General features: G+C 66.9%; 11 protein-coding genes. 7 read left to right on the top strand and 4 right to left on the bottom strand.

The genetic code is table 11. The features are described from left to right. Positions 1-34: 34 nt before the first annotated feature. From gspF to gspD, 3 genes are read right to left on the bottom strand one after another with little or no spacing between them, the layout of a single operon-like run. On the bottom strand, positions 35-1252 hold the full coding sequence (gene gspF / locus KPB06_RS34130) for a type II secretion system inner membrane protein GspF (RefSeq protein WP_059638548.1): 1218 nt from the start codon (positions 1250-1252) through the stop codon (positions 35-37). A 4-nt stretch (positions 1253-1256) separates the two neighbouring features. Next, a complete protein-coding gene (gspE, locus tag KPB06_RS34125) occupies positions 1257-2747 on the bottom strand; it encodes a type II secretion system ATPase GspE (RefSeq protein ID WP_316252109.1) in 1491 nt (496 codons plus the stop codon). 5 nt (positions 2748-2752) lie between these two features. Continuing rightward, positions 2753-5095, bottom strand: coding sequence for a type II secretion system secretin GspD (gspD, locus tag KPB06_RS34120; protein ID WP_059580436.1), 2343 nt, complete (start codon positions 5093-5095; stop codon positions 2753-2755). A gap of 367 nt (positions 5096-5462) precedes the next feature. Here gspD and KPB06_RS34115 point away from each other — a divergent pair, with 367 nt between their 5' ends. Beyond that, a complete protein-coding gene (locus KPB06_RS34115; RefSeq protein WP_059580438.1) occupies positions 5463-5939 on the top strand; it encodes a lytic transglycosylase domain-containing protein in 477 nt (158 codons plus the stop codon). 167 nt (positions 5940-6106) lie between these two features. After that, entirely contained in the window at positions 6107-7420 is a 1314-nt protein-coding gene (locus tag KPB06_RS34110) for a GTP-binding protein (RefSeq protein ID WP_011694012.1), read from the top strand. 128 nt (positions 7421-7548) lie between these two features. Here KPB06_RS34110 and KPB06_RS34105 read toward each other — a convergent pair whose 3' ends face one another. Next, positions 7549-7827, bottom strand: coding sequence for an HU family DNA-binding protein (locus KPB06_RS34105; RefSeq protein ID WP_006401505.1), 279 nt, complete (start codon positions 7825-7827; stop codon positions 7549-7551). 388 nt (positions 7828-8215) lie between these two features. Between KPB06_RS34105 and mnmC the strand changes: the two genes are divergently transcribed. The 5 genes from mnmC to KPB06_RS34080 all read left to right on the top strand — a co-directional run bounded on the left by mnmC (position 8216) and on the right by KPB06_RS34080 (position 15085). After that, positions 8216-10186: a bifunctional tRNA (5-methylaminomethyl-2-thiouridine)(34)-methyltransferase MnmC2/FAD-dependent 5-carboxymethylaminomethyl-2-thiouridine(34) oxidoreductase MnmC1 gene (mnmC, locus tag KPB06_RS34100; RefSeq protein WP_059580441.1), complete on the top strand. Its 1971-nt coding sequence runs from the start codon at positions 8216-8218 to the stop codon at positions 10184-10186. Between the two features lie 671 nt (positions 10187-10857). Then, positions 10858-12072: a cation:proton antiporter gene (locus KPB06_RS34095; protein ID WP_060008864.1), complete on the top strand. Its 1215-nt coding sequence runs from the start codon at positions 10858-10860 to the stop codon at positions 12070-12072. A 14-nt stretch (positions 12073-12086) separates the two neighbouring features. Beyond that, on the top strand, positions 12087-13202 hold the full coding sequence (locus KPB06_RS34090; protein ID WP_059580447.1) for a YbdK family carboxylate-amine ligase: 1116 nt from the start codon (positions 12087-12089) through the stop codon (positions 13200-13202). 505 nt (positions 13203-13707) lie between these two features. Beyond that, positions 13708-14346, top strand: a complete 639-nt coding sequence (locus KPB06_RS34085; RefSeq protein WP_059580449.1) for a MarR family winged helix-turn-helix transcriptional regulator — start codon at positions 13708-13710, stop codon at positions 14344-14346. Positions 14347-14374: 28 nt separating this feature from the next. After that, positions 14375-15085, top strand: coding sequence for a glutamine amidotransferase (locus KPB06_RS34080; RefSeq protein ID WP_059580678.1), 711 nt, complete (start codon positions 14375-14377; stop codon positions 15083-15085). The last annotated feature ends 121 nt before the right edge of the window (positions 15086-15206 follow it).

The raw sequence follows: 15206 nt of genomic DNA, 5'->3' as shown, positions 1-15206 counted from the left end.
GCCGCGGCCCGGCACGCGCGATCGGGCCGCCACGTCACTGCACCATGTTGTTCAGCTCGATGATCGGCAGCATCACGGCCAGCACGATCACGAGCACGATGCCGCCCATCGCGAGGATCAGCAGCGGCTCCAGCAGGCTCGTCAGGAACATCGTGCGGCGCTCCAGCTCGCGCGCCTCGCCTTCGGCCGCGCGATCCAGCATCGTCGTCACGTCGCCCGTCGCTTCACCCGAACGAATCAGGTGCACGAGCACCGGCGGAAACGTCTTCACGTTGTTCAGCGCGCGCGACAGCGCGGAGCCTTCGCGCACGCGCACGATCGCGTCGTCGATGTTCGCGCGCATCGCGCGGTTCGACAGCGTCTCGCCGGCCGCCTGCAACGCACGCAGGATCGGCACGCCGGCCGCGGTCAGAATGCCGAGCGTGCTCGCGAAGCGCACCGTGTTGTAGCCGCGCACGAGCTTGCCCGCGAGCGGCGCGGTCAGCACCCAGCGATCGAACGCGAGCCTGGGCCCGGCGCGCGACAGCGTCGCCTTCACGAACCACACGACGAGCGCGACCGCGATCAGGATCGCCCACCACCAGTGCCGCACGAATTCCGACAGCGCCATCATCACGACCGTGAGGATCGGCAACTGCTGCTTCGTGCTCGCGAACACGTTGACGACCTGCGGCACGACGTAGCTCAGCAGGAACGTGACGATGCCGAACGCGATCAGCGTGACGATGCCCGGATACGTGAACGCCAGCAGGATCTTCTGCTTGAGCGCATTGCTCTGCTCGATGTAATCGGCGAGGCGCGACAGCACGATGCCGAGCTTGCCCGTATGCTCGCCGGCCGCGACCAGCGCGCGGTAGATTTCCGGAAAATCGCGCGGGTGCTGGCCCAGCGCATTCGCGAGCGAATGGCCGCCGAGCACTTCGGCGCGGATCGCGGCCATCAGTTCGCGGATGTAGTCGCGTTCGGCCTGCTCGGTCAGCACGCCGAGCGCCTCGTCGAGCGGCAGCCCCGCGATCAGCAGGCTCGCGAGCTGGCGCGTGAGGATCGCCTGTTCGCGCTGCGACAGCTTGCGGCCGAACGCGAGCCGCTGCGAACGCGCGCCGCGCGTGGCGCTCGCGGCCGGCTCGACGACGAGCGGCGTGAGCCCCTGCGTGCGCAACTGGCCGCGCGCGGCGCGCGCGCTGTCGGCATCGATCACGCCTTTCTGCGCGCGTCCCGCCGCATCGATTGCTTCGAAACGGAATGCCGGCATCGCGCTATGCGCCTCCCGTCACGCGCAGCACTTCCTCGAGCGACGTCGCGCCGGCCGCGAGCCAGCGCTCCGCGTCGTCGCGCAGCGTGCGCATGCCTTCCGCGCGGCCGGCGGCCAGGATCTCGGCATCGGCCGCGTTGCGGTGGATCAGCGCGCGGATCGACTCGTCGACCAGCAGCAGTTCGTAGACGCCGCGCCGGCCCGAATACCCCGAATGCCCGCACTTGTCGCAGCCGACCGGATGCCACACGGTACGGCCTTCCTCGTGCCGCTCTTCCTTGCAGACCGGGCAGAGCTGGCGCACGAGGCGCTGCGCGAGCACGCCGAGCAGCGACGACGCGAGCAGGTACGGCTCGACGCCCATGTCGGTCAGACGCGTGACGGCGGACGCCGCGTCGTTCGTGTGCAGCGTCGCGAGCACGAGGTGGCCCGTCAGCGACGCCTGCACCGCGATCTGCGCGGTTTCGAGGTCGCGGATTTCGCCGATCATGATCACGTCCGGGTCCTGTCGCAGGATCGAGCGCAGCGCACGGGCAAAAGTCATCCCGATCCGCTCGTTCACCTGCGTCTGGCCGATGCCGGCGAGATCGTATTCGATCGGGTCCTCGACGGTCATGATGTTGGTCGTCGCGGTTTCGAGCCGCGACATCGACGCGTACAGCGTGGTCGTCTTGCCCGATCCGGTCGGGCCGGTGACGAGCACGATGCCGTGCGGGCGGCCGATCAGCTTGTCGAACTGGACGAGCGTATCGCGGCCCATCCCGAGCGCTTCGAGGTTCAGGCGCTGCGCGTCCTTTTCCAGCAGACGCAGCACCGCGCGCTCGCCGTGCCCGGTCGGCAGCGTCGACACCCGCACGTCGACCGGCCGGCCGCCGACGCGCAGCGTGATGCGGCCGTCCTGCGGCAGGCGCTTCTCCGCGATGTCGAGCTGCGCCATGATCTTGATCCGCGAGATCAGCGCGCCGTGCAGCGCCTTCTTCGGGCGCACGACGTCGCGCAGCGTGCCGTCGACGCGAAAGCGCACGACCGACGCATTCTCGAACGGCTCGATGTGAATGTCGGATGCCTGTTCGCGGGCCGCTTGCGTGAGCAGCGCGTTGATCATCCGGATGATCGGCGCGTCGTCTTCCGATTCGAGCAGATCCTCGACTTCGGGGATGTCCTGCATCAGCCGCGACAGGTCGACTTCGCCTTCGACCTCGCCGACCACCTGCGCGGCGCTGCCGTCCTGGCGCGCGTAGGCCTGGTTGATCGCCTGCGCGAGCTCGTCGGCCGGCACGCGGTGCACGGCGATCGAGCCGAAGTTGCGCGCGATCTCCGCGAGCGCGGCGTCGCTCGTGCGTTCGCTGATCCACACCTCGAGCGTGTCGTCGAGCTGATGCGCGATCAGCACCTGGCCGCTCTTCGCGAAGCCGTACGGCAGCAGGCGCGCGGCCAGCGGCGACGGCGGCTGGCGCTCGCCCGGCGCGCCGTCGTGGGCGGAGGACGCGAGCACGTCGCTCACTGCGAGGCTCCCGGCGCGGTGGTCAGCGGCTGTTGCGGCACCGCCTGCTGCGGCACGCCCTGCGGCTGCGCGGGCGTCGCTTCGGGCAACGGCTGCGCCGGCACGGGCGCGACCTGGCGCTGCAACTGCTGGCGGCGCATCTTGTCGAGATCGAACAGGTTGCCGGCCGGCGTGCCGCCCTGGCTCGGGCCCAGCGGCATCGGCGGAACGACCGGGTCGTCCTTGTCGCGGATCACGTTGTTGTCCGACTTGTACGCGCCCGTCACGCCCTGGATGTAGTCGTAGCGGTTCGCGGTGACTTCCTGCGCGGTGCTGCGATCGGAGATGATCACAGGGCGCAGGAACACCATCAGGTTGGTTTTCGCGCGCTGCTTCGATTCCGAGCGGAACAACTGGCCGATCCACGGGATGTCGCCGAGCAGCGGCACCTTGCTGTTCGACACCTGGTAGTTGTCCTGCATCAGGCCGCCGAGCACGATGATCTCGCCGTTGTCGGCGAGGATCGTCGACTGGATCGAGCGTTTCGTGAAGGTCGGGCCGGTCTGTGCGTTGGTGGTGCCGCTGACGACCGCCGAATCCTCCGTGTAGAGCTGCAGCTTGAGAATCCCGCCGTCGGTGATCTGCGGCTTCACGTGCAGCGTCAGGCCGACGTCGCGACGGTCGTAGGTATTGAATGCGTTGCTCGTCGTGCCGCTCGTCAGGTTCGAATACGAGCCGGTCGCGATCGGCACGTTCTGGCCGACGACGATCTTCGCTTCCTCGTTGTCGAGCGTGATCAGGTTCGGCGTCGACAGCACGTTCGCGTCGCTCACGCCCGCGAAATACTGCAGCAGCGCGCCGAGCCCCTGCACGCCGAACATGTTGTGCAGCCAGCCGATGTTGAGCCCCTGGCTCAGCGAGCCGAGGTTGGAGGCCAGCCCGCCGCCGGTGATCCCGCCGGCGGCGTTCGTCACGCCGCCCGCCGTCAGGTTGATGATGCTGTTGCCCAGCCCGAGCCCGGGGTTCAGGTTCGTGCCGCCGAGAAACTGGCCGCTCGCGACCTGCCACTGGATGCCGAGGTTGCCCTGCGTCGTCGAGTTCAGCTCGACGATCAGCGCTTCGATATAGACCTGCGCGCGCCGCGCGTCGAGCTGGTCGATCACCGAGCGCAGATTCCGGTAAACCGGATCGGACGCGGTGATGATCAGCGAATTGGTGGCCGAGTCGGCCTGGATCATCCCGCCCGGCTGGTTGTCGTCGCCGCTCTTGTCCTTGTCGCCGCCGAGGAGGCCGCCGGTGCCAAGGCCGCCTCCGGACGAGCCGCCGCCATACGCGGACGAGGACGACGAACCGCCGAGGCCGCCGGACGGCAGCGGCGGCGTGCCCGACGTGCCGGTCGAGAAGTTGCCGCTCGACGACGAGCCGCCGTTCTGGTTGAAGCTGTTCGCATCGTTGGACGACGCCGACGAGCCGCTGTCGTTGCCGCCCTTGCCGAGCATCCCGCGCAGCGTCTTCGCGAGCTTCACCGCATCGGCGTTGCGCAGCGGCACGACGTGCATGTTGCCGGGCACCGCGCTCGGCGCATCGAGCTGCTGCACGAGGCGCTTCGCGGCTGCGAGGCGCGACGCGCTCGACGCACGCAGCAGCAGCGCGTTGGTGCGCGGGTCGGCCGTGACCGATACCTTCAGCGTCGCGTCGCTGTTGCCGATCGCGCCCGGGTCGAGCATTTTCTGCAGCTGCGCGGCGAGGTCGATCGCGTTTGCATTGCGCAGCGGCACGACCTGCACCTGCGCGCCCGCGGCGCTGTCGACGCCCGCGATGATCTGCGCGATGCGGCGCACGTTGTCCGCATAGTCGGTCACGACGATCGTGTTGTTCGCCGGGTAGGCCGTCACCGTGTTGTTCGGCGAGATCAGCGGCCGCAGCACGGGCAGCAGGTTGTTCGCCGATTCGTTGCGAAGCTCGAACACCTGCGTGATCACCTGGTCGCCGCGCGCCTGCGGCGCGTTGCCGATGTAGGTCGGCACGCCCTGCAGCTTCGCGTCGGCTTCCGGCACGACCTTCAGCACGCCGTGATCCTGCACGAGCGCGAAGCCCTGCATGCGCAGCGCGGACTGCAGCGTCTTCAGCGCCTGGTCTTCCGGCACCGGCCGTTCGGCCACGAGGTTGAGCTGACCCTTCACACGCGGGTCGACGATGATGGTCTTGCCGGTCGCGGCGCCGATCGCTTTCGCGACCTGGTCGATGTCCGCATTCACGAAGTTGAGCGTGACCTGAGCGTAGGCGGCCTGCGAGACGATGATGCCGGCCACGAGCAGGGTCGTGGCAACACGCCGCATAACGAAGCGATTTCTTGTCATGGATAAATGGGTCGATGCCGGCTCAGGCCACTTCCGGCGGTAGTGCTGAGATCCAAGTCCGAAAAGGGCGACATTAGCAGTTTTTCATGTCCGAAATATCACATTGATCCGAAGACTGTCTCACATACGACATGCGTGCGGTAAATCGTATGCAATATGTAAGGATCGGCGCAACCCTTCGCGCGGCGGCCCTCACGCTTTTTTGCGATGAGCCGACACGAAAATGCGGTATAACCGGGCTGCCGTATTCCTGCCTGTCGCAATTCGACGGTCTGCCGGTATGATACGGGCGGCACGTTTCTCGTCGCACTAATAACACGCACGGGTTTTCCCGAGCTTCGCGCCATTCCTTTTCGTTTTTCGCACGATGAACAGACGGTTCGCTTCGATCGCGTTGATCGCCGCTGGCACATGGTTCGCCAGCGGCAACGCGCGCGCGGATTGTTTCGACGAAGCGGCCAGGTATCAGCAGGTCAATCCGCTGATCCTGCGCGCGATCGCCTGGCAGGAGTCGCGCAACCGGCCCGATGCGCTGAACAAGAACACGAACGGCTCGGTCGACTATGGCCTGATGCAGATCAATTCGATCCACCTGCCGACGCTGTCGCGCTACGGAATCGGCCGCGACACGCTGATGGAGCCGTGCAAGAACGTGTACATCGCCGCGTGGCATCTCAAACAGAAGATGAACCGCTACGGCAACACGTGGCAGGCGGTCGGCGCCTATCATTCGGAAACGCCGTCGCTGCGTGACAAGTACGCGCGGCAGATCGCCGGCATCCTGGCGCAATGGAAGCTGCTGCCGCCCGTGCAGACGACTCAGACCACTCAGGCCGCTCAGTGATTCCGCGCCGCGTCGCCGGCTGATGCCGGCCGGCCGGCGCCGGGCCGGCCGCGCGCGTTTGATGCACAATGCGGGCTGACGCCGCCGTTTCGCCCGTGCGCGGGCCGATCGCGCCCCGCCAGGGCGCCGCGGCCGCTTTTTCATCTTTTCCGTTGGTGCAAATCATCATGAATCCGGCAATGAAACAGCCGTTGCCCGTCACCGTGCTGTCCGGCTTCCTCGGCGCCGGCAAGACCACGCTGCTCAACCACGTGCTCGCGAACCGCGCGGGCCTGAAAGTCGCGGTGATCGTCAACGATCTCGCGGCGGTCAACATCGACGCGTCGCTCGTACGCGATGCGCAGGCGCTGTCGCACGTCGAGGAGCGCCTCGTCGAAATGTCGAACGGCTGCATCTGCTGCACGCTGCGCGACGATCTGCTCGTCGAGATCCGCAACCTCGCATCCGAAGGCCGCTTCGACGCGATCATGATCGAATCGACCGGCATCGCGGAGCCGATGCCGATCGCCGAAACGTTCACGTTCGTCGACGACGACGGCGCGTCGCTGTCGGCCATCGCGCGGCTCGACACGCTCGTCACCGTGGTCGACGCGTACAACTTCCTGCGCGACTACGGCTCCGACGACGCGCTCGCGACGCGCGGCATCGCCGCGTCGGAAGACGACGACCGCACGCTCGTCGAACTGCTGATCGAGCAGATCGAATTCTGCGACGTCCTGGTGATCAACAAGGCCGACCTCGTCGGCGCGGACGATCTCGCGCGCCTGCAGCACATCCTCGCGCGCCTGAATCCGCGCGCGCATCAGGTCGTATCGACGTTCGGCAACGTGCCGCTCGACGAAGTGCTGAACACCGGCCGCTTCGATTTCGACGAAGCCGCGAATGCGCCGGGCTGGCTCGCGTCGCTCGATCACGATCACACGCATTGCGACGATCCCGACTGCCATGACGACCATCATGCGCACGTGCACGGCGAAGCCGACGAATTCGGGATCGGCAATTTTGTTTACCGCGCGCGCCGTCCGTTTCACCCGGCACGGCTGTGGGCGCTGCTGCACCAGGAGTGGCCGGGCGTGCTGCGCAGCAAGGGTTTCTTTTGGCTCGCGACGCGCAACGACATCGCCGGTTCGCTGTCGCAGGCGGGCGGCGTATGCCGGCATGGCCCGGCGGGTTTGTGGTGGGCGGCGCAGGATCGCGCGGAATGGCCGGACGACGACGAGCTGCTCGCCGAAATCCGCACCGAATGGCTCGGCGATCTCGACGATCGCACGGTCGGCGATCGCCGGCAGGAACTCGTGCTGATCGGCATCGCGCTCGACGCCGATGCATGGCGTGCGAAACTCGACGCGTGCCTGCTCACCGATGCGGAGTTCGCGCTCGGCGCGGCGGGATGGGCCGCGTTCGACGATCCGTTCCCGGCGTGGGACGTCGATTCCCACGACGACGACGATCACGGCGACACGCAGATCGTGCATGCGTGATCGCGTGGTAACGGCTTGTAAAAGTAACCGTTAACTTTTGCAAGAGCGGCGCGAACTGTGGCGAAAATGCCGCGCGCGCCCAACAAAAAACCCGCCGAGAGGCGGGTTTTTCCGGAACAGGCGCGGGTTTAACGCTTGTTGACGGCGTCCTTGAACGCCTTGCCGGCCGTGAACTTGACCGTCTTGGCTGCCGGGATCTTGATGGTTTCGCCCGTCTTCGGGTTGCGGCCCGTACGTGCTGCGCGCTTGCCCGAACCGAAGCTGCCGAAGCCGATCAGCTGAACCGCATCACCCTTCGACACGGCCTTCTTGATGACTTCGAGCAGCGTGTCCAGCGTTTCGCCGGTTTGAGCCTTGCTGGCGCCCGTTTGGGCGGCGACGGCGTCGATCAGTTCCTGTTTGTTCATTAAGGTTCCTTTATCAGGTTAGGTTGACACGAACAGCGCGAACGCGCCGATTATACGTGCGCGAACCGTGCCGTCGAGAGTCAGACTCCGACGACACAGCGCCGAATCCTGGCCCGCGCGACGCGCCCTCCGGCTTGCCGGCGGCCACCCCGCGGTACGGCGTTGCTATGATAGCGCAGCGCAAACCCAATAACGACAAGGGTTTCAAAGATTTTCATCGGTATTTCGCCGAATGAATCGTCGATTGACCGTTTTTTGACCTGCGCCAACCGGACGGGATGCGCAGCGCGGTCCGCCCGAGCGTCGCGCCGTTGCCCCTTTCCAACGGCCGCTCGGACGGCCGCCCGCAATCCCTTGCCAGGCTTGGCTGCCACGTTTTTTGTTTCGCATGCCCGACCGACTTGTTCCCGCCACGTTCGCCGTTCGCGACGACGGCACGCTCGTCTCGCCCGAGTTCGGCGACATCTATCACAACGTCGCGGGCGCGCTCGCGCAGGCGCGCTACGTGTTCATCGCCGGCAACGGGCTGCCGGCGCGCTGGCAAGGCCGCCGCACCTTCACGATCGTCGAGACGGGGTTCGGCGCGGGCGCCAACTTCCTCGCGACCTGGGCCGCGTGGCGCGACGATCCCGCGCGCTGCGAGCGGCTGCACTTCGTCTCGTTCGAGAAGCACCCGTTTTCGCGCGACGACCTGCGCCGCGCGCTTTCCCATATCGTTGCGAACACAACCATCTCGGCGGAAGCCGCGCTGCTGGCCGACGCGTGGCCGATGCTCGTGCCGGGTCTGCACCGGCTCGAGTTCGACGCGGGACGGGTCGTATTGACGCTCGGTTTCGGCGACGCGTGCGCGTTGCTGCCAAAACTCGTCGCGCGCGCCGATGCGTTCTATCTGGACGGCTTCGCGCCGGCGAAAAATGCGGATCTCTGGTCGGTCGACGTGTTCCGCGCACTCGCGCGCGTCGCCGCGGAAGAGGCCACCTTCGCGACCTACTCGAGCGCGGGCATGGTGAAAAAAGCGCTCGTCGAAACGGGATTCACGTATCGCAAGATGCCCGGGCTCGCCGGCAAGTACGCGATGCTCGTCGGCGACTATGCGCCGCGCTGGCGCTCGCGCCGGCATGAGCCGCCACGCGCGCTGCCCGTCGCGACGCGCCGCGCGATCGTGATCGGCGCGGGCCTCGCCGGCTGCGCGGTGGTCGAACGCCTGGCCGCGCGCGGCTGGGACGTGACGCTGATCGAACGGCACGAACGAATCGCCAGCGAAGCATCGGGTAATCCGGCCGGCGTATTCCATCCGCTGATGACGCGCGACGACAACGTCGCGAGCCGGCTCACGCGCAGCGGCTTCCTGCACGCGATCGCACGCTGGCGCGCGCTCGAACACGCGGGCCATGCGTTCGCACGCAGCACGCACGGGATGATCCATCTCGCCGAATCGGCCGACGACTTCGCGCGGATGCGCGACGCGTTCGAGGCGTTTGGCGCGCCGTCCGACTACGTGACGCTGCTCGACGCCGACGCCGCGCGCGCACATCTGAACCTGCCGGTCGCGCACGGCGGCCTGCTGTTTCCGCACGGCGGCGCCGTCTGGCCGGCTGGGCTGTGCGCCGCGCAATATGCGGCGGCCGGCGAGCGCGTGCGCCTGCTCGCGTCCACCCGCGTCGCAGGGCTCGAACGGCGGGGCGACACCTGGCATGCGCTCGATGAGACAGGGGCCACGCTGGCCGACGCGCCCGTCGTCGTGCTCGCGAACGCGGGCGACGCCGCGCGCCTTGCCGGGCTCCAGCATGTCGCGCTGCAACCGGTGCGCGGCCAGCTCACGCTGCTGCCGCCGGGCACGACGGCGCCGCTGCCGTGCCCGGCGATCGGCGACGGCTACGCGGTCCCGCTCGACGACGGCACGCTGCTGATCGGCGCGACGTTCGAACCCGACGATACCGATCCCGCGATGCGCGCGGCCGGCCATGCCGAAAACCTCGAGCGCGTGCGGCGCCTGCTGCCGGGCCTGATCGGCGAGGTGCCGGATCCCGCCACGCTGCGCGGCCGCGTGGCGTTCCGCTGGGTCGTCGGCGACCGCCTGCCGCTCGTCGGCCCGCTCGCCGACGAAGCGCAGGCTACCGCGAACGCACGCGCGCTGGCCGGTGCGCAGGCGCGCGACCTGCCGCGCCTGCCCGGGCTCTACGGCGCATTCGGCTTCGGCTCGCGCGGCCTCGTGTGGGCGGCGCTCGGCGCCGAGCTGATCGCCTCGCAACTCGAGGGCGAGCCCTGGCCGCTCGAGCGCGAACTCGCCGACGCGGTCGATCCCGCCCGCTTCCTGATCCGCGCACTGCGCGCCCGCCGCGTGGGCTCGGCCGGCTGACCGATCGCGCACCTTCTTCACAGTTTCCCGATTTTTCCGTGCAAGGTTATCCACGCGACGTTGTGGATAACCGCGTGGAATCCGTACGCACTTCGTGTGCAATCACAGTGGACGTAAACTGGGCAACTCGGCACAGCTGCGCGGCGGCCCGAAAGTTGCTCAATTCAAATGCCTGTGCACGAACAGCCTGTGCAACCGGTTATGGTTTCGCCAACCCATTGATCCGCCGATGTAAACCGGAGTTATCCACAGAACTGTGCGTCCTTTGTTAACTTCTACTACGTATATATACAGGTAAACCTTTGAAACCAAAGACCTGCGGTGCCGCACAGCGCCGCGAGTCGATTCAATCGGTTCCGGAGCGAAAAAGCTGTGGCACAATCGGTTTCCTTCGCGTTCGTTCGGCCAGGCGCCGGACATGCTTCAATGGAACGGTCGGCACGGTTTCGAATCTGAATCTTCGGGACTGCGCAGTCCGTTCACACACCAGGCCGACAATCCAGATCGGCAACCTGAACGACGTTCCGCCCTGTGGTGGAACAGGCGGATCCCATGTACCGCCGTCGTCGAGCACAACAATCACATTCGGGGCGATACCCAGCCGGCGCGCATCCATTCCTGTCGCTTGACCCGCGTCGCTGGCGGTTGCTTCCAAAGGAGAAGTCACCACGATGAAGTCGGCGTTCTCATTCCTGCCCAACTGGCCGCTCGCGCCGGATGCCGTGTTCTGGGCCGGGCTCGCGCTGTTCGCAGCCGGCCTGTGCGGCGAGCTGTGCTATCGCGCGTGGCGCCTGCCGCGCATCACCGGCTATGCCGTGATCGGCCTGATCGCCGGTTCGTTCGGATTCGGCGTGATCGACACCAGCACCGACGAAACGTCGCGGCTGCTGATGGATGTCGCGCTCGGCCTGCTGCTGTTCGAGCTCGGCAGCCGCCTCGACCTGCGCTGGATCCGGCGCAATCCGTGGCTCGTCGCGTCGAGCCTCGCGGAAGCCACGCTCACGTTCGTGCTCGTGCTGTTCGTGATGCTCGCGCTCGGCGTATCGGGAATGGTCGCGCTCGTGCTGTCGGCGATCGCGATTGCCACATCGCCGTCGATGGTGATCCAGCTCAAGACGGAACTGCGCGCGGAAGGGCAGGTGTCGCAACGCCTGATCACGCTCACCGCGCTCAACAGCGTGTACGCGATCGTGCTGACCAAGCTCGTGACGAGCTGGCTGCACCAGGAAGCGTACGGCAACGTTTTCGCGACGATCCTGCAGCCCGTCTACCTGATCGCCGGTTCGTTCATCGTCGCGTATCTGGTCGCGCGTTCGTGCAATTACCTGTTCCGCCACATGACCGCGACGATGCGCGACGAGCATTCGTTCGTCGCGCTGTTCGGGCTCGTGATGCTCGCGATCGCCGTCGCGCAGGCGCTGAAGCTGTCGACGCTGCTCACGCTGCTGCTCGCCGGCATCATCGTGAAGAACCTCGAGGCGCGCCCGCAGCTGTGGCCCGAGCACTTCGGCACGGCCGGCTGGCTGCTGACGGTGGTGCTGTTCGTGCTGACGCTCACGTCGTTTACGTGGGGCGACATCGCGCTCGGCGGCCTGCTCGCGATCGTGCTGATCGTCACGCGGCTCGCCGCGAAGCTGGCCGGCGTCGTCGCGTTCGCGAAGCCGAGCGGCCTCGGGATGAAGCAGGGCGTCGCGCTCGGCATCGCGCTCACGCCGATGTCCGCGCTGTCGTACCTGCTCGTCGACGATACCTACCAGCTCTATCCGAATTTCGACCCGCACCTGCGCGCGATCGTGATGTGCTCGATCGTGATCCTGCAGCTCGTCAGCCCGTTCGTCGTCTACCGCTGCCTGTCGGCCGTCGGCGAACGCAGCGACAGCAACTGATTCCGGAACCTGCCATGGCACTCGAAACCTTCGTCAATTCCGAGCCGTTCACGTTCGGCGTCGAACTGGAGATCCAGGTCGTCAACACGCACAACTACGACCTGACCAAAGCGGCCTCCGACCTGATGCGCCTGATCCAGGCCGAGACTTTCCCGGGCAACATCACGCCGGAAATCACCGAAAGCATGATCGAGCTGTCGACCGGCATCTGCCATTCGCACGAGCAGGCCGTCAGCGAGCTGCATGCGATCCGCGACGTGCTCGTGAAGGCGGCCGACCAGCTCAACGTCGGGCTGGCCGGCGGCGGCACGCATGCGTTCCAGCAATGGAGCGACCGGCAGATCTACGATGCGCCGCGCTTTCAGTACATCTCCGAACTGTACGGCTATCTCGCGAAGCAGTTCACCGTGTTCGGCCAGCACGTGCACATCGGCTGCCCCGATCCCGACAGCGCGCTGTTCCTGCTGCACTCGATGTCGCGCTTCATTCCGCACTTCATCGCGCTGTCCGCGTCGTCGCCGTTCGTGCAGAACGTCGACACGGGCTTCCATTCGGCGCGCCTGAATTCGGTGTTCGCGTTCCCGCTGTCGGGCCGCGCGCCGTTCGTGCTGACCTGGGACAGCTTCGAGGAGTACTTCACGAAGATGGTGAACACGGGCGTCGTCAACTCGATGAAGGACTTCTACTGGGACATCCGGCCGAAGCCCGGCTACGGCACGATCGAGGTGCGCGTGATGGACACGCCGCTGTCGGTCGATCGCGCGGCGGCGATCGCCTGCTACATCCAGACGCTCGCACGCTACCTGCTGACCGACCGGCCGCTGAAGCTGTCGGAGGACGATTACCTCGTCTACACGTTCAACCGTTTCGAAGCGTGCCGCTTCGGGCTCGAGGGCACCTGCGTGAATCCTCAGACGGGCGAGCGCCGCACGATCGCGGAAGACATCCTCGACACGCTCGACCGGATCGCGCCGCATGCGGCGGCCCTCGGTTCGCGCGCGGCGCTCGACGAGATCGGCGCGCTCGCGAAGGCACGCGTGAACGACGCATCGTGGTTGAGAACCGTTTTCAAACAGGAAAAATCGCTGAACGAGACGGTCCGGCAGCAGTGCTTACGTTGGCGCGAGTGAAAATATGTTTTGCAGATTGCAGGATCGACCGCGCCGCGATTCGCTGAACGGCAGTCCGCGCCGGGTCGGCCCGCAATCGTCGGCAGGCCTCCTGAAAATCTGTGGATAACCGGATATTCCGCTGCAAAGTCAACGCTCTGCGCGCGGGATAACCCGGTGGATCATCACCGTGCGGCCGATGGCCGATCCGGACAGGACAATGTCGGCGCGCCCCGTCTCGCGGGCGCGCGACATTGCGCGCACAACGAAAAATTACGGTTATTCAGCGATTTTCCACAGCGCGCAGGGGATAACTTAGCTGTGCGATTTTCCGCTCTCGCTTAGAATGTCGGCTTTGCGGACGCCGGAACGATGCGTGTCTCTCCGGTCGCCGCGAACGCGACCGCCGCGTGTGCCTCGCGACGGCCGTGTCGACGCACTCGACAGAGCGCGTCTGTTTTGAGATAGATTCGATCTCCACACTACGGCCGCTCGGCCAACCGGGCGGCGGCAAAGCGAAAAGACTATGAGCGAAGGCGTTTACGGGAACCAGGCTGCGGGACGTGTGACCCATAGCCTGCTGCGGTTGAGCACGGCCATGCGGAGCGAGGCATGGGATTGGGCGGAAGGCGCCGGCCTCACGCCGACGCAGGGCGAGATTCTCGTGCTGCTGCTGCAGCGCAAGGGCCCGATGCGGCTCGGCGAGATCGCGCGCGAGACGCAGCTCACCGCGGCCACCACGAGCGATGCGGTCAGCACGCTCGAGACGAAGGGGCTCGTCGAAAAGCGCCGTGCGCTGGACGACGGCCGGGCACTGGCCGTGCGCCTGTCGGCGCGTGGCCGTACGGCCGCGAAGAAGGCGCTGCAATGGCCTGAATTCCTGACGAAGGCGGTCGGCAAGCTCGGCGCGGACGAGCAGGGCACGCTGTATCGCGCGCTGCTGAAGACGCTGCGCGAACTGCAGGTGGCCGGCGCGACGCCGCCGCAGCGCATGTGCCTGACGTGCAGCCACTTTCAGCCGGGCAAGCCGTCGAAGAAGACGGTGCATCACTGCGCGGTGCTCGACATCGCGATGTCCGACAGCGATCTGCGTCTCGACTGCTCGGTGCAGGAAGAAGCCGACGCGGCGACGCAGAAGAAGACCTGGAAGATTTTCGCCGGCTGACGTCCGTCGATCGACCGGGAGGCCGATGATGAACGCTGAAGTCGTGGCGATCCGCCACGTGCATTTCGAGGATCTCGGGAGCTTCGAGCAGGTGCTCGGCGAACGCGGTCGACGGGTGCGCTATGTCGATGTCGGATCGTCGCGGGTCGAGGTGCTCGACGTGCTCGAGCCGTCGCTGCTCGTCGTGCTCGGCGGGCCGCTCAGCGTGTACGACGATGCGCAGTACCCGTCGATCGCGCCGCTCCTGGCGCTCGTGCGCCAGCGCATCGACGCGGGGCTGCCGATCCTCGGTATCTGCCTCGGCGCGCAGTTCATCGCACGGGCGCTCGGCGCGCGCGTCTATCCGGCCGCGCAGCACGAACTCGGCTGGGCGCCGCTGACGCTCACCGACGCCGGCCGTGCGTCGCCGCTGCGCCATCTCGACGGCGTGGCGACGTCGATGCTGCACTGGCATGGCGATACGTTCGACCTGCCGGGCGGTGCGATCCACCTCGCGTCCACGCCGGCCTGTCGCCACCAGGCGTTCGCCTGGGGGCAGCACGTGCTGGCGCTGCAATGTCATCCCGAGATCCGTACCGATCGCTTCGAACCGTGGCTGATCGCGAACGCCGGCGAAATCGCCGCGACGCCCGGCGTCGACGCGCGCCGGTTGCGCGCCGATACCGCGCAGCACGGCCCCGCGCTCGAGACGGCCGCGCGCCGCATGTTCGCCGAGTGGCTCGACAGCGTCGGGCTCTGACGCCGCGGGCGGCGCCGCTCGCGGCAAAGCGCTGGCCCGGCCTGCACCCGTTGCGGGCCGGCGCGTCGCCGTACACCACGCATTCTCCGCACCGTCGGCATCCGGCCGGCCGTACCTGACC

Origin of the sequence: Burkholderia semiarida, assembly GCF_029268935.1 — a bacterium.
In the GTDB taxonomy this organism is placed as follows: domain Bacteria; phylum Pseudomonadota; class Gammaproteobacteria; order Burkholderiales; family Burkholderiaceae; genus Burkholderia; species Burkholderia semiarida.
This window is presented reverse-complemented; position numbering and strand designations above follow the sequence as displayed.

Excerpts from the sequence above, each read along its gene's own strand:
- KPB06_RS34090 (WP_059580447.1), top strand. The coding sequence starts at position 12,087 with ATGGCACTCGAAACCTTCGTCAATTCCGAGCCGTTCACGTTCGGCGTC.
- mnmC (WP_059580441.1), top strand. The coding sequence starts at position 8,216 with ATGCCCGACCGACTTGTTCCCGCCACGTTCGCCGTTCGCGACGACGGC.
- KPB06_RS34080 (WP_059580678.1), top strand. The coding sequence starts at position 14,375 with ATGAACGCTGAAGTCGTGGCGATCCGCCACGTGCATTTCGAGGATCTC.
- KPB06_RS34085 (WP_059580449.1), top strand. The coding sequence starts at position 13,708 with ATGAGCGAAGGCGTTTACGGGAACCAGGCTGCGGGACGTGTGACCCAT.
- gspF (WP_059638548.1), bottom strand. The coding sequence starts at position 1,252 with ATGCCGGCATTCCGTTTCGAAGCAATCGATGCGGCGGGACGCGCGCAG.
- KPB06_RS34105 (WP_006401505.1), bottom strand. The coding sequence starts at position 7,827 with ATGAACAAACAGGAACTGATCGACGCCGTCGCCGCCCAAACGGGCGCC.
- KPB06_RS34095 (WP_060008864.1), top strand. The coding sequence starts at position 10,858 with ATGAAGTCGGCGTTCTCATTCCTGCCCAACTGGCCGCTCGCGCCGGAT.
- KPB06_RS34115 (WP_059580438.1), top strand. The coding sequence starts at position 5,463 with ATGAACAGACGGTTCGCTTCGATCGCGTTGATCGCCGCTGGCACATGG.
- KPB06_RS34110 (WP_011694012.1), top strand. The coding sequence starts at position 6,107 with ATGAATCCGGCAATGAAACAGCCGTTGCCCGTCACCGTGCTGTCCGGC.
- gspD (WP_059580436.1), bottom strand. The coding sequence starts at position 5,095 with ATGACAAGAAATCGCTTCGTTATGCGGCGTGTTGCCACGACCCTGCTC.